The 13,575-nt window shown below is 75.2% G+C and carries 12 protein-coding genes and 1 riboswitch; of the genes, 6 read left to right on the top strand and 6 right to left on the bottom strand.

Features of this window, described 5'->3' with window-relative positions:
• Nucleotides 1-6: 6 nt before the first annotated feature.
• The gene (locus ACFQTY_RS08980) at nucleotides 7-2,067 is read right to left on the bottom strand and encodes an acyl-CoA dehydrogenase (protein WP_378099557.1); all 2,061 of its coding nucleotides are present in this window, start codon (nucleotides 2,065-2,067) and stop codon (nucleotides 7-9) included.
• Nucleotides 2,064-2,795: a TetR/AcrR family transcriptional regulator gene (locus ACFQTY_RS08975; RefSeq protein ID WP_378099555.1), complete on the bottom strand. Its 732-nt coding sequence runs from the start codon at nucleotides 2,793-2,795 to the stop codon at nucleotides 2,064-2,066. The genes ACFQTY_RS08980 and ACFQTY_RS08975 overlap by 4 nt, the downstream gene beginning before the upstream one ends.
• A gap of 151 nt (nucleotides 2,796-2,946) precedes the next feature.
• On the opposite strand from ACFQTY_RS08975, the gene ACFQTY_RS08970 reads away from it, so the two are divergent.
• From ACFQTY_RS08970 to ACFQTY_RS08960, 3 genes are read left to right on the top strand one after another with little or no spacing between them, the layout of a single operon-like run.
• Nucleotides 2,947-4,323 (top strand): acetyl-CoA C-acetyltransferase, encoded by a 1,377-nt coding sequence (locus ACFQTY_RS08970; RefSeq protein WP_378099553.1) that lies wholly within the window; start codon nucleotides 2,947-2,949, stop codon nucleotides 4,321-4,323.
• 1 nt (nucleotide 4,324) lies between these two features.
• Nucleotides 4,325-5,743: a 3-oxoacyl-ACP reductase gene (locus tag ACFQTY_RS08965; protein WP_378099550.1), complete on the top strand. Its 1,419-nt coding sequence runs from the start codon at nucleotides 4,325-4,327 to the stop codon at nucleotides 5,741-5,743.
• Entirely contained in the window at nucleotides 5,740-6,768 is a 1,029-nt protein-coding gene (locus ACFQTY_RS08960; protein WP_378099548.1) for a MaoC/PaaZ C-terminal domain-containing protein, read from the top strand. The genes ACFQTY_RS08965 and ACFQTY_RS08960 overlap by 4 nt, the downstream gene beginning before the upstream one ends.
• Here ACFQTY_RS08960 and ACFQTY_RS08955 read toward each other — a convergent pair.
• Nucleotides 6,698-7,999, bottom strand: coding sequence for an APC family permease (locus tag ACFQTY_RS08955; RefSeq protein WP_378099546.1), 1,302 nt, complete (start codon nucleotides 7,997-7,999; stop codon nucleotides 6,698-6,700). The genes ACFQTY_RS08960 and ACFQTY_RS08955 overlap by 71 nt on opposite strands.
• On the bottom strand, nucleotides 8,000-8,575 hold the full coding sequence (locus ACFQTY_RS08950; protein ID WP_378099544.1) for a GNAT family N-acetyltransferase: 576 nt from the start codon (nucleotides 8,573-8,575) through the stop codon (nucleotides 8,000-8,002). It lies immediately after the preceding gene.
• A gap of 116 nt (nucleotides 8,576-8,691) precedes the next feature.
• Between ACFQTY_RS08950 and ACFQTY_RS08945 the strand changes: the two genes are divergently transcribed.
• Nucleotides 8,692-9,288: a pentapeptide repeat-containing protein gene (locus tag ACFQTY_RS08945; protein ID WP_291761303.1), complete on the top strand. Its 597-nt coding sequence runs from the start codon at nucleotides 8,692-8,694 to the stop codon at nucleotides 9,286-9,288.
• Between the two features lie 26 nt (nucleotides 9,289-9,314).
• On the opposite strand, the gene ACFQTY_RS08940 is transcribed toward ACFQTY_RS08945, so the two are convergent.
• Nucleotides 9,315-10,688, bottom strand: coding sequence for an aminotransferase class V-fold PLP-dependent enzyme (locus ACFQTY_RS08940; protein WP_378099541.1), 1,374 nt, complete (start codon nucleotides 10,686-10,688; stop codon nucleotides 9,315-9,317).
• 31 nt (nucleotides 10,689-10,719) lie between these two features.
• A riboswitch (SAM riboswitch) is annotated at nucleotides 10,720-10,834 on the bottom strand.
• Nucleotides 10,835-11,107: 273 nt separating this feature from the next.
• Here ACFQTY_RS08940 and ACFQTY_RS08935 point away from each other — a divergent pair.
• Nucleotides 11,108-11,527: a rhodanese-like domain-containing protein gene (locus tag ACFQTY_RS08935; protein WP_337974425.1), complete on the top strand. Its 420-nt coding sequence runs from the start codon at nucleotides 11,108-11,110 to the stop codon at nucleotides 11,525-11,527.
• The gene (locus ACFQTY_RS08930) at nucleotides 11,524-12,786 is read left to right on the top strand and encodes an O-succinylhomoserine sulfhydrylase (RefSeq protein WP_378099539.1); all 1,263 of its coding nucleotides are present in this window, start codon (nucleotides 11,524-11,526) and stop codon (nucleotides 12,784-12,786) included. The genes ACFQTY_RS08935 and ACFQTY_RS08930 overlap by 4 nt, the downstream gene beginning before the upstream one ends.
• Nucleotides 12,787-12,795: 9 nt before the next feature.
• Here ACFQTY_RS08930 and ACFQTY_RS08925 read toward each other — a convergent pair whose 3' ends face one another.
• Nucleotides 12,796-13,569 (bottom strand): VIT1/CCC1 transporter family protein, encoded by a 774-nt coding sequence (locus ACFQTY_RS08925; RefSeq protein ID WP_378099536.1) that lies wholly within the window; start codon nucleotides 13,567-13,569, stop codon nucleotides 12,796-12,798.
• Nucleotides 13,570-13,575: the final 6 nt, after the last annotated feature.

The raw sequence follows: 13,575 nt of genomic DNA, 5'->3' as shown, positions 1-13,575 counted from the left end.
GCAGCCTCAGCCCCGCACGTGCCGCTCCGGCACCGCCGCCTCGCCGGACGCGCGCTGCGCCCGGTTCCACGCCCGGGCCTCGTCCTGCCGCACCTGCTCGGCACCGGACGCGATGGCCGCGCGCAGGTGCTCCGGGCCGTAGCCGAACGCGTCCACCAGATCCTGCGCGTGCGGACGCAGCCGCACCAGCAGCCGGTCGATGTACGACGAGACGGTCCGCGCACGGCCCGCGGACAGCCGCCCGTGGATCAGGTACCAGGCGAGGTGCCGCTCCACGAGCGTGAGCCCGAACAGGTCCCGCAGCCGGGTGAGCACCCGGCGGGTGCCGGGGTCGTCGACGGTGGTCAGGGCCCGCGTGAACGCCTCCCACTGCACACGCTCGGCGTGGGCACGGGCCGCCTCGATCAGCTCGTGCTGGTGCGCCTCGAACAGGGCCGCCGCGGCGGCAGGCGGCAGGCTGCGCGCGGGGGCGAGGGCGGCGGCGGCCTCGGCGACCATCGTCTCCACGCGGTCGGTCAGCAGCTGGCGCTGGGTGGACTCGTCGCGCAGCTGGCCCACCGAGCGGCGGGCGTCGCCGACGTCGGCGATGGTCTGGGCGGCGCGCACCAGCGGCGTGCGGTGCAGGGCGGCGTCCGCGGCCCGCTCGGCCACCAGCCGCGCCATGTCACCGGCCGAGTGCAGCTTGAGCCCCTTGGCGTAGTCGCCGAGCAGCCGCTTGGCCACCAGCTGGTACAGCACCGTGTTGTCGCCCTCGAACGTCACGTACACGTCCAGGTCCTGGTGCAGCCCGACCAGGCGGTTCTCGGCGAGGAAGCCGGCGCCGCCGCATGCCTCGCGGCAGGTCTGGATGGTGCGCATCGCGGCCCACGTCGACGTCGGCTTGAGGGTCGCGGCCAGCGTCTCCAGGTCGGCACGGGTCGCCGGGGTGTCCGCCCGCCCGGAGAACACGTCGTCGAACGCCGCGAGCAGCTCCTCGTGGGCGTAGGTCGAGGCGTAGGCCTCGGCGACCAGCGGGAGCAGCCGGCGCTGGTGCTCGCCGTGGTCCAGCAGCACCACCTCGTCGTCGTCCGCACCCGCGAACTGGCGGCGCTGGTTGGCGTAGGTGACCGCGATGGCGAGGGCCAGCTTGCTCGCGTTGGCGGCGGCACCGTCCAGCGAGACGCGGCCCTGGACGAGAGTGCCGAGCATGGTGAAGAAGCGGCGTCCCGGGTTCTCGATCGGCGAGCTGTAGGTGCCGTCCGCGGCGACGTCGCCGTACCGGTTGAGCAGGTCGCGGCGCGGCACGCGGACGTGGTCGAACCACAGGCGGCCGTTGTCGATCCCGTTGAGGCCGCCCTTGAACCCGTCGTCCTCACCCCCGACACCCGGCAGGAACTCGCCGGTGACCGCGTCGCGGATCGGCACGTAGAACGCGTGCACGCCGTGGTTGACCCGCTCGCCGCCGGGCGCCGCCGTGATCAGCTGCGCGAACACCACCGCGGCGGTGCCGTGCGTGGCGGCGTTGCCGAGGTAGTCCTTCCAGGCGCCGCGGAACGGCGTGTGGAGGACGAACTCCTGGGTGGCGGCGTCGTACTCGGCGGTGGTGCCGATCGAGGCGACGTCCGAGCCGTGGCCGGTCTCCGTCATCGCGAACGCGCCCGGCACCTGCAGGAACATCGCGTCCCGCAGCAGCCGCTCGTGGTGGTCGGCGGTGCCGAGGTGCAGGATCGCCGAGGCGAACAGCCCCCACTGCACACCGGCCTTGATCTGCAGGCTCGGGTCGCCGGCCACCAGCTCCTCGAACCGGGCCAGGCTGCCGCCGTGGTCGTCGGAACCACCGAGCGCCGTGGGGAAGGCCCGCAGCACGTCCGTCTCCGCGACCAGGCGGCGCAGCTGGGTCAGCACCCGCTCCCGGTGCTCGGCGTAGGGCTGGCCCTCGATCTTCTGGAAGGCCGGGTCGGCGACGATCGCCCGGGCGCTGCGGCGCAGGTCCGCGTAGCGGCCGAGCAGGTGCTGCTCCAGCGTCGGGACGTCGACGCGCGCGTCCGCGGTGCGGAGGCGGGGCGGACGTTCGGCGGTGGTGGTCATGAGGTCTCCTTCATCGTCGAAGTGCCTGCTGAGGGACGGGCGGCGGTGCCGGGACGCACGACGAGACCGACGGGGCCGGCCCACAACCAGGTGCAGACGCGGCCGGCGAGCTCGCCCCGGCTCGGTGCCGCGGGTTCGTGGCGGTGCAGCAGCCACCACTCGCCGGCGCCGCGGACGAAGCCGACGGCACCCGCGGCCCACGCGGTGGCCAGTGCGGCGGCGCTGCCCGGCGAGTCGACGGACCGGGCGGCCACCTCGCGGGCGAACGGGCCCGCCACCAGGGCGGTCACCTGGTCGAGGAAGTGCTCCACCGACCCGTCGCGGGTGACGAACGCGTACACCGACGGCGACGACTCGATCATCTCCAGGTACACGTCGACCATCGCGCGGAGCCCTTCGCGAGGCGTGCCGTGCGCGGCGAGCGCATCCGCGAGCGCGTCCCGGATGTCCCGCACGACGAGCTCGGCGACGGCCACCTGGAGCGCCGTCTTGTCGGCGAAGTACCGGTAGACGATCGACTTGGAGGTGCCGGCCGCCGCCGCGATCTCGTCCATGGAGATGTCCGGACCGTCGTGGTGCACCGTGCGCCGGGCGGTCTGCACCAGCACCGCGCGCCGGGCCTCGCGGTGGTCCGCCCATCGGGTGGCACGACCGTCCGCCGGTGGGGCATCGCTGCCCACCGCCCGCAGGCCCGTCGTCGTCGACCGGGTCGGTTCACGACCACTCACGAAACCGACGGTATCAGGTACCATCGGTTCCGGACAGATCCAAGGGACAAAGGTCCCGCGCCGGCGTCGGGACGGCGCGCAGCACCTCTGACCCGCGATCTCTGAGCCACCGCAGCAGGCCCATCAGTGACGATGCGAGAGGACTTCTCCCATGGCCCGCACCTCCCCGTCCCCCAGCTCTCCGTCCCCCACGTCGCCCTCCCCCACGTCGCCGTCCCCCGCCCGCCCGGCCTACGTGCTGGGCGGCAACCGGGTCCCGTTCGCCCGCGCCGGCGGCCCCTACGCCCATGCGAGCAACCAGGACCTGCTCACCGCGGCGCTCGACGGTCTGGTCGCCCGGTACGGGCTGCAGGACGAGGTGATCGGTCAGGTCGCCGCCGGGGCGGTGCTCAAGCACTCCCGGGACTTCAACCTCACCCGCGAGGTGGTGCTGGGCTCCGCACTGTCGTCGCGCACCCCTGCGGTCGACCTGCAGGAGGCGTGCGCCACCGGCGTCGAGACCGTGCTGCTGCTGGCCAACAAGATCCGCCTCGGCCAGCTCGAGTCGGGCATCGCCGGCGGCGTCGACTCCGCTTCCGACGCCCCGATCGCCGTCAGCGAAGGGCTGCGGCGCGTGCTGCTCGACCTGTCCCGGGCCCGCACCGTCGGGCAGCGGGCCGCCGTGCTCGCCCGGCTGCGTCCCAAGGACCTGACCCCCAACCCGCCACGGGTGGACGAGCCGCGCACCGGCCTGTCGATGGGCGAGCACCAGGCGCTGACCACCGTGGAGTGGGGCATCACGCGCGAGGCCCAGGACGAGCTGGCGCTGGCCAGCCACCGCAACCTCGCGGCCGCCTGGGACAGCGGGTTCTTCGACGACCTGGTCACCGGCTACCGCGGGCTCGCACGGGATGCCAACCTGCGCACCGACACCTCGCTGGAGAAGCTGGCCGGCCTGCGGACCACGTTCGGCAACCACCTGACCGCCCCCGCGACCATGACGGCCGGCAACTCGACGCCGCTGACCGACGGCGCCTCGACGGTGCTGCTGGGCTCGGCGCAGTGGGCCGCCGACCACGGCCTCACGCCGCTCGCCGCCGTGGTGGACGCCGAGGTCGCCGCCGTCGACTTCGTGCACGGGGAGGACGGGCTGCTGATGGCCCCTGCCTACGCGGCGCCGCGGCTGCTCGCCCGGCACGGGCTGACGCTCGACGACCTCGACCACGTGGAGATCCACGAGGCGTTCGCCTCCACCGTGCTGGCGATCCTGGCGGCGTGGGAGTCGGAGCAGTTCGGGCGGGAACGGCTGGGGCTGCCGGGCGCGTTCGGGTCGGTGAAGCGGGAGCGGCTGAACGTGCACGGGTCGTCGCTGGCGGCCGGGCACCCGTTCGCCGCGACCGGGGGGCGGATCGTGGCGAGCACCGCCAAGGAGCTGCACGCCCGGCACCTGGCGCAGGTCGCCGCGGGCGACGACTCCCCGGTGCGGGCGCTCGTGACGGTGTGCGCCGCCGGTGGGCTCGGCGTCGCCGTGCTGCTCGAGGCGGCGTGACATGCCGGACACCTACCTGCAGCTGGTGAACAGCGGCCCGACGGCCACGCTGGCCAAGCGGTTGGGGCTGCCGCGGCCCGCCGTTCTGCGGCGCTACACGCCCGGCATCCCGCTGCTCGACGGGCCGGTGCTGGTGCTGGGCCGCGGGGACGACGCCGATGCGCTGGCGCGGCTGCTGTCCGGGCCGGCGGGCGGCGTGGTGCCCGGGGCCGGGGCGGAGGCTCGCTCAGCCGCCGCCGGGATGCCGGCCGTGCTCGACGGCTGGGACCTGGAGGTGCACCGGCACCCGGCGCCGGACGTCCGGTACGGCGCCGTCGTCCTGGTGCTCACGGCCGTCGAGCGTCCGGACCAGCTGACCGAGCCGGTGCTCGCCGCGGCCGGTCCTGTGAAGGGACTGCGCAGCGGTGGCCGGGTGGTCACCGTGTCCCGGGCGGCCACCGCGGACGACGCCCCGGCGGTCGCCGCCGCCCGGCAGGGGGTCGACGGCCTGCTGCGGTCGCTGGCCAAGGAGCTGCGCGGCGGGTCCACGGGCAACGGCGTGGTGCTGACCGGCTCGGTGCCGGTCACGGCGCCGAGCGCCGTGGCCGCGCTGCGGTTCTTCCTGTCCCGGCGGTCGGCCTTCGTGGACGGTCAGCTGCTCGCGGTGGACTCGACCGCCGGCACGCTGCCGGCCGACTGGGAGCGGCCGCTGGACGGCCGGGTCGCGGTGGTGACCGGCGCGGCACGGGGCATCGGCGCGGCGATCGCCCGGACGCTGGCCCGCGACGGCGCGCACGTCGTGGCGGTGGACGTGCCGGCCGCCGGTGAGCAGCTGACGGCGGTGGCCAACGAGGTGCGCGGCACCGCGCTGCAGCTGGACGTGACGGCTGCCGACGCCGGGGAGCGGATCCTCGAGCACGTCCGCGCCCGGCACGGACGGCTCGACGTGATGGTGCACAACGCCGGCATCACCCGGGACAAGCTGCTGGTCAACATGGCGCCCGACCGCTGGTCCTCGGTGCTCGCCGTCAACCTCGAGTCGCAGCTGCGGATCAACGAGGCGCTGCTGACCAGCGGCGACTTCACCGACGAGCCGCGCATCGTCGCCACCGCCTCGACGTCCGGCATCGCCGGCAACCGCGGCCAGACCAACTACGCCACCTCCAAGGCCGGCGTGATCGGCATGGTCCGCGCCACCGCTCCCCTGCTGGTGCCGTTCGGCGGGACGGCCAACGCCGTGGCCCCCGGGTTCATCGAGACGGAGATGACGGCGCGGATCCCCGCGCTGACCAGGCAGGTCGCGCGACGGCTCAACTCGTTGCAGCAGGGCGGCCTGCCGCAGGACGTCGCTGAGGCGGTCGCCTTCCTCGCCTCGCCGGCAGCCGGCGGCATCGTCGGACGGACGCTTCGGGTGTGCGGGCAGAACCTGGTGGGCCAGTGACCGGGCCGCTGCGCACGGTCGAACTGCCGACGGTGCCACCGCTCGGCGACTCGTACCGGCACGCGCTGACCGCCGCCGCGGCCGGTGCGGTGTCGCGCCGCGCCGGGCGAGCTGGCCGGGGCGACGCGACGACGACGCTGCCCGACGTCACGCTCAGCGCCCACGGCGTGCAGGCCGACGCCGAGCGGCTCACCGCGTACCAGCACCTGCTGGGCGAGCCCGGCACGGACGTGCTGCCCGCGGGCTTCGTGCACGTGCTGGCGTACCCGGTGGCGACCGCCCTGATGGTCCGCGACGACTTCCCGCTGCCGCTGCTCGGGCTGGTGCACCTGGCCAACCGCGTCGAGCAGCGGCGACCGCTGCGGCTCGGCCAGGAGCTGGACGTGCGGTCGTGGGCCACCGGGCTGCGCGCGCACCGGTCCGGGACGCAGGTGGACCTGGTCAGCGAGGTGGCGGCCGACGGCGTCACCGCGTGGCGCGGCGTGTCGACCTACCTGGCCAAGGGGGTGCGGCTGGCCGGGTCGGCCGGGCCCGCGGCTGAGCCGGGCTCGGTCCCGGCCTCCGCCCACGACGACGGCTCCGGCGGCGGCTCCGGCGAGGGCTCAGGCACGGACGAGGCCACCGATCGCCGGCCGTTCGAGCCGCCCGTCCCCACCGCCACCTGGCGGCTGCCCGCGGACACCGGCCGCCGCTACGCGGCCGTCTCCGGTGACGTGAACCCGATCCACCTGTGGGCACCCGCCGCCCGGGCGTTCGGCTTCCACGGCGCCATCGCGCACGGCATGTTCACCGCCGCCCGGGCGCTGGCCACCGTCGGTGCCGTCCGCGGGGAGTCGTTCACCTGGTCGGTCGACTTCGCGGCGCCCGTGGTGCTGCCGACCACCGTCGCGGTGCGCGTGGCCCGCAGCGACCCGGCCGCCGGCACCTCCAGCGGCACCGGCACCGGCCACGACCTCACCGTGTGGGACCCCCGCCGCCGCCGTCCCCACCTGACCGGCTCGGTCGTCCCGCTGCCGACCGCCTGACCCGCACGGCGACCGCCCGCACCGCGGACCCGACCGCCAGCACCCCGACACCCGCCGCCACCGCCCACCCCGGCAGCGCCGTCGCGAGCGCCAGGCACCCGACCAGGCCCACCGCAGGAACCCATCGCGGTGCGATCCGATCGGCCGCCGGCTGAGTCCAGGCCGCCGCGTGGCCGATGCCGTAGTAGAGCAGCACGCCGAACGACGAGACCACCAGCACGCCCGTCAGGTCGACCGCCAGCGTGAGCACCACCACCGTCGCGCCGACCACCAGCTCGGCGAGCCACGGCGCCCGCGAGCGCCCGCCGACGGCGGCCCAGCGGCGCGGCAGGTCACCCTCCCGAGCCATGGCGAACGCCGTGCGGCTCACGCCGGCGAGCAGCGCGAGGAGCGCGCCCCCGGCCGCCGCGACGGCGGCCACCCGCACGGCCGGCACCAGCCAGCCGGCGGTCGCCGTGGCCGTGTCGAGCACCGGCGCCCGGGACCCCGCCGCGCCGTCGACGCCGAGGACGTGCAGCACCGCGACCGCCACGGCCAGGTAGCCGACCGCGACCAGGGCGAGCGCGAGACGGATGGCCCGCGGGATGGTCGTGCGGGGCTTGCGCACCTCCTCGCCGAGCGTGGCGACGCGCGCGTACCCGGCGAAGGCGAAGAAGAGAAGGGCCGCGCCCTGCAGCGTGCCGCGCACCCCGCCGGGCAGACCGTGCGGAAGCACGTCCCCCGGCAGCGTGTCGACGTGCCGACCCAGGGCGACGACGACGACCGCGACCAGCACCACCACCGCGACGGCGAGCAGCAGCCGCGCCGCCGCCGCCGTCCGCGAGACCCCCGCGAGGTTGACGGCGACCAGCGCGACGACGACCAGCGCGGCCACCGGCCGGTGCCACGCGGTCGGCACGACGTACGCCGCCACCGTCCCCGCCATCACCGCGCACGAGGCCGTCTTGCCCAGCACGAACGCCAGCCCGGCGAGGAACCCGGGCCACTCCCCGAGCCGCTCCCGGCCGTACGCGTAGACCCCTCCGGCGCGCGGCAGCACCGCCGCCAGCTGAGCGGTCGACGTCGCGTTGGCCCACGCGACCAGGGCCGCCACCACCAGGGAGACCAGCACCCCGCCGCGCGCGGCGGCAGTCGCCGGGCCCAGCACCACGAACACACCGGCGCCGAGCATCGAGGACAGCCCGATCACCACCGCATCGGCGGTTTCGAGCCGACGGTCGAGCGTCGGCACCTACGCCAGCCCCACGCGCTGCTCCAGACCGGCCCGCACCGCCGGCCACTCGTCGGCCAGCACCGAGAAGTAGGCCGTGTCCCCGCGGCTGCCGTCAGGTCGCACGCGATGGCTGCGGAGCACGCCCTCGGCCGTCGCGCCGAGCCGCAGGATCGCTCCGATCGACCGTGAGTTCGCCGTGTCGGCGCGCAGGGCGACGCGTGCGAGGCCCCAGTCGTCGAAGCCCTGGCTGAACAGGGCCAGCTTGCAGGCGGGGTTCACCGTGGTGCCCCACACCCGGCGCGCGTAGTAGGTGAACCCGATCTCGGCGCGGGCGGCGGTGAGCGTCACGTCGTACAACGAGGTGCTGCCGACCACCGCACCGGTGGACTCCTCGACGACGGCGAACGCGTACCGGCCCGGATCGGCGTCGGCGGCGGCGATCAGGTCCAGCACGTCGTCCGGCGTGCGCGGGACCGGGCTGCTCATCCCGCGCCACATGGGCTCGTCCACCAGTGCGGCGAGCGCAGGGGCGTGCACGTCGGCCAGCGGGACCAGCAGGACACCGGGCGCTGTGAGGACCAGGGAGTGGCGCACATCGCGATGCTGCCATCCGCCGCCCACACCCCGCACCGGGCTCCCGTCGACCCGTGGCCCCTCGACACCGGCGGGTCCCGGTCGGTCACCCCGGGCGGGCGTGGGACGGTGGTCGCGTGAGGCCCCAGCCGCTCTCCCCCGGTGCCGACCTGGACGGCGTGGACCTGGCGGACGTCGACCTGTCCGGCGCCGACGGGCACGACGCCCGCGTCCTGGAGTGCACGTTCACCGCCTGCCGGCTGGACGGCGTCCGTCTCGACGGCGCCCGGCTGGTGGACACGTCGTGGTCACGGGTGCGCGCCGACGAGCTCAGCCTGGCGCGCACCACCTGGTGGGACGGCACGCTGACCGACTGCCGCCTCGGCGCCGTGCAGGCCTACGGCTCCTCGTGGACGCGGGTGACCGTCCGCGGCGGGAAGGTCGACTACCTGAACCTGCGCGAGTCCGAGCTGGTGGACGTGGTGCTCGACGGCTGCGTGGTGGACGAGCTCGCGCTGGGCGGGGCGACCGTCCGGCGGCTCGAGCTGCGCGGTTGCACGGTTCGGCGGCTCGACGTGACGGCGGCCCGGCTGGTGGACGTCGACCTGCGCGGCCTCACCGGGTTGCAGCACATCGAGGGCGTCGCCGGGCTGGCGGGGTCGACGATCACCGGCGACCTGCTGCTGGAGCTCGCCCCGGCGCTCGCGGAGCAGCTGGGCATCCGGGTCGACTGAGCGATCCGGGGTCCCGACGAGCGTCGTCAGACGGCCGGGCCGCAGGCCGCCGCCGCGGTGGCCGCCAGGTGGTCCAGCCCCGGCACGTCGAGCAGCGGCCGCGGGTCGTCGGCCACCGTCCAGCACCCGTCCACGACCGTGTACTCCGCCGCCGGCCCCTCCACCAGCAGCCGGTCCAGGGCCGTGACCAGGCGGTCGACCGCCTCGCTCGTCGTCCCCACGCCCACCGACGCGCGCACCGCACCGTCCGAGGCCGACAGGTGCGCCAGCAGCGGGTGCGCGCAGAACCGCCCGTCCCGCACACCGATGCCGTGCTCGGCGGACAGCACCGCGGCGACCAGCCCCGGGTCCAGGTCCGCGACCGTGAAGCTGACCACGCCGACCGGGTCCACCGAGTCGGGCCACACGCGCAGCACCCGCACCCCGGGCAGCGCCTCGAGCCCCGCCACCAGCCGGGACCGCAGCGACTCCTCGTGCGCCGTCAGCTCGCCGGCCGGCAGGGCGACCAGCGTCTGGCACGCCTCCGCAAGGGCCACCGCGCCCAGCACGTTCGGCGACCCCGCCTCGTGGCGCGCCGGGGCCGGCTGCCACAACGTCCGGTCCGGCCGCACGTCCCGCACGGCACCGCCGCCGGCCAGGTACGGCGTGCCCGCGTCGAGCCAGTCCCGCCGACCCACCAGCGCACCCGCACCGAACGGCGCGTAGTTCTTGTGCCCCGAGAAGGCGACGTAGTCCGCGCCGGTGGCCGCCAGCGAGAACCCGCGGTGCGGCACCAGCTGGGCGCCGTCCACCGCCACCCGGGCACCGGCCTGGTGCGCCGCAGCCACCACGGCGTCCAGCGGCAGCGCCTCACCGGTGACGTTCGACGCCCCCGTGACGGTGACCAGGGCGTACTCGTTGGCCGCGAGCTCGGCGCGCAGCGCGTCCAGCGTCGCCGCGACGGTGGCCGCCACCGGCAGGATCGTGGTGCGGTGGCGGGCCCGGGCGGCGTGCACCCACGGCAGCAGGTTGGCGTGGTGCTCCACGTCGAGCACCAGCACCGGGCCGGGCACCACGCCGGCCAGCAGGTTCAGGGAGTCGGTGGTGTTGCGGGTGATGATCGCGACGTCGTCGACCCGTGCCCCGACGAACGCCGCGACGGTGGACCGCGCCGACTCGTACAGGGCGGTGGACACCTGGGACAGGTACCCGGCACCCCGGTGCACCGAGGCGTACAGGGGCAGCACCTCGGCGATCCGGTCCGCCACCGACTGCAGCGCGGGGGCGCTCGCGGCACAGTCGAGGTTGGCGTAGACGGCGCTGCTGCCGTCCACCAGCGGCACCAGGGTGTCGGCCCCGACGACGGGCAGCAGGGCGGGGATGTCGGTGCAGACGGGAGACGTCTCGAGCACGCTGGTCATGGCAGTCCTCCGGCGGGAGGGACCTCGGCGAGGTCCGCGCTTGCCGCCCGCCGGACGGCGGACGGCCTGGTCGTCACCCGGGGCACCCCGCCGCGGAGGGAGGGTTGCCGGCCAGCGAGCCGGGGCTTGCACGCCGCCTGCGGACCCGTGCGGGGTCCCAGCTGGCGCTCGCTGGCGCTCATGACCGAGACGAGGTTCGGCGGCGGCCGGGCCCGCTGTCAACCGCCGACAGCCGTTCATCTCGCCATGCAAGACAGTTCGTCCGCGCACTGGGACGACCCTCGGAGCGGGGCATAGCATCGCGCCACCATCCAGAGCGGCCGAGAGACCCGGATCGACGACGCCGCAGCAACCCGCGGACCGCGCCCCACGGCGCGGACCGGACACGGGTGCTACCGCCGGGACCGATGGAGGAGCACATGAGCGACATCGACGACCTGACCCCCCGCGAGGCCTGGGACCTGCTCGCGTCCGACGAGCGTGCCGTGCTGGTCGACGTCCGCACGGCCGGCGAGTGGCAGCAGATCGGCGTGCCGGACACGGCAGACCTGGGCCGCGAGCCCGTGTTCGTCGAGTGGCTGAGCGGGACCACGCACGCGGTGAACCCCCAGTTCCTCGACCAGCTGGCGCTGGCCGGTGTGCAGCCCGGTGACGGCCGGGACCTCGTGTTCCTGTGCCGGTCGGGGGTGCGCTCCGTCGCCGCGGGGCTCGCGGCGCAGGCCGCCGGCTACGGTCCCGTGCACAACGTGCTGCAGGGCTTCGAGGGGGACGTCGGCCCGGACGGGCAGCGCGGCCACACGGGCTGGCGCGCCGACGGCCTGCCGTGGCGGCAGGCGTGAGCCGGCGGGTCCCGGGACCTGCCGACTGGGACGACCGCCGGGTGGACCGGGCCGGGCTGCGGCCCGACACGCTCGCCGTGCGCGGCGGCCTGGTGCGCTCGGGTTTCGACGAGACGTCCGAGGCGCTGTTCCTCACGCAGGGCTACGTCTACGAGCGGTCGGCGGACGCCGAGGCGGCCTTCGCCGGTGAGGCCGACCGGTTCCAGTACTCCCGCTACGGCAACCCGACGGTGTCGACGTTCGAGGAGCGCCTGCGCCTGCTCGAGGGCGCCGAGGCGGCGGTCGCCACGTCCAGCGGCATGTCCGCCGTGTTCACCACGCTCGCCGCGCTCGTCTCGTCGGGCTCCCGGATCGTCGCCGCCCGCGCCCTGTTCGGCTCGTCGATCGTGATCTTCGACGAGATCCTCGCCCGCTGGGGCGTACGCACCGACTACGTCGACGGCCACGTGCCGGAGCAGTGGGAGGCCGCGCTGGCCACCCCGGCCGACGTCGTCTTCTTCGAGACGCCGTCCAACCCGATGCAGGACCTGGTCGACATCGCCGCGGTGTCGGCGCTGGCGCACGCCGCCGGCGCCGTCGTGGTGGTCGACAACGTCTTCGCCACCCCGGTCTTCTCCCGCCCGCTCGAGCACGGCGCCGACGTGGTGGTCTACTCCGCCACCAAGCACATCGACGGGCAGGGCCGGGTGCTCGGCGGGGCGATCCTCGGGTCGACGGAGCTGCTGCACGGGCCCGTCCGCACCCTGATCCGCAACACCGGTCCGTCGCTGTCGCCGTTCAACGCCTGGGTGCTGCTCAAGGGGCTCGAGACGATGTCGTTGCGGGTGCGCCACCAGGCCGCATCGGCGCTGCGCCTCGCGGAGTGGCTGGAGCAGCACCCGGCCGTCGCCGGCGTCCGCTACCCGTTCCTGCCGTCGCACCCCCAGCACCGGCTCGCGCTGGCGCAGCAGACCGGCGGCGGCACCGTGGTGACGTTCGAGCTGGCGGTGCCGGAGGGCGCGGGTGCGGACGAGGCCAAGCGCCGCACGTTCGCGGTGCTGGACGCCCTGCGGGTGATCGACGTGTCCAACAACCTCGGCGACGCCAAGTCGATGGTCACGCACCCGGCGACGACGACGCACCGCAAGCTCGGTGCCGCCGGGCGCGCTGCGGTGGGCATCGCCGAGTCGACCGTCCGGCTGTCCGTCGGCCTGGAGGACGTGGACGACCTGGTGGACGACCTGTCCCAGGCGCTCGACGCCGCCGGCTCCGCGGGCTGACCGACCGGGTCAGGCCACCGTCGTCCCGAAGATCTTGCCGACGCCGTAGGTGATCGCCATGGTCAGGATGCCCATGCCGACGTTCCGCAGGATCGCCCGACCCTCGGGCGCCTTGCCGAGCCGGGCGCTGAGGAACCCGGTGAGGATCAGCCCGAGGATCACCGCGCCGACGGTCGCCCACACCCGCGCACCGTTGATCGGCAGCAGGATCACGACCAGCGGGATCAGGGCGCCCACCGCGAACGAGATGAACGACGACCCGGCGGCGTGCCACGGGTTCGTCAGGTCGTCCGGGTCGAGGCCGAGCTCCGTCTCCGCGTGCGCGCGCAGGGCGTCGTTCTTCGTGAGGTCGCGCGCCACCTCCTCGGCGACCCGCCGCGAGATGCCCTTCGCCTCGTAGAGGCGTGTGAGCTCCTCGAGCTCCTCGTCGGGCATGTTCTCCAGCTCCCAGCGCTCCTTGGTCAGCAGCGCCTTCTCGGTGTCGCGCTGGGTGCTGACGGACACGTACTCGCCGCCCGCCATCGACAGGGAACCGGCCACGAGCCCCGCGACGCCGGCGGTGGCGATGGCGGTGACCGACGTTGTCGCGCCGGCGACGCCGATGACGATGCCGGCCGTGGAGACGATGCCGTCGTTGGCGCCCAGCACCCCGGCCCGCAGCCAGTTCAGCCGCGAGCCGACGCTCGCGTCGTGCGGCTCCTCGTGCAGCTCGGCGGGCTCCTGACCGTCAGGCGTGCCGGGGGTCGGCTGGGGGGCGGACGTCGACTCGGGCGCATCAGTCATGGCAAC

Source organism: Cellulomonas sp. T2.31MG-18 (assembly GCF_964266755.1).
Taxonomy (GTDB): Bacteria; Actinomycetota; Actinomycetes; order Actinomycetales; family Cellulomonadaceae; genus Cellulomonas.
This window is presented reverse-complemented; position numbering and strand designations above follow the sequence as displayed.

Bases quoted from the DNA above. Each gene is read 5' to 3' on its own strand.
- ACFQTY_RS08980 (WP_378099557.1), bottom strand. From the start codon at position 2,067: ATGACCACCACCGCCGAACGTCCGCCCCGCCTCCGCACCGCGGACGCG.
- ACFQTY_RS08965 (WP_378099550.1), top strand. From the start codon at position 4,325: ATGCCGGACACCTACCTGCAGCTGGTGAACAGCGGCCCGACGGCCACG.
- ACFQTY_RS08925 (WP_378099536.1), bottom strand. From the start codon at position 13,569: ATGACTGATGCGCCCGAGTCGACGTCCGCCCCCCAGCCGACCCCCGGC.
- ACFQTY_RS08935 (WP_337974425.1), top strand. From the start codon at position 11,108: ATGAGCGACATCGACGACCTGACCCCCCGCGAGGCCTGGGACCTGCTC.
- ACFQTY_RS08940 (WP_378099541.1), bottom strand. From the start codon at position 10,688: ATGACCAGCGTGCTCGAGACGTCTCCCGTCTGCACCGACATCCCCGCC.
- ACFQTY_RS08970 (WP_378099553.1), top strand. From the start codon at position 2,947: ATGGCCCGCACCTCCCCGTCCCCCAGCTCTCCGTCCCCCACGTCGCCC.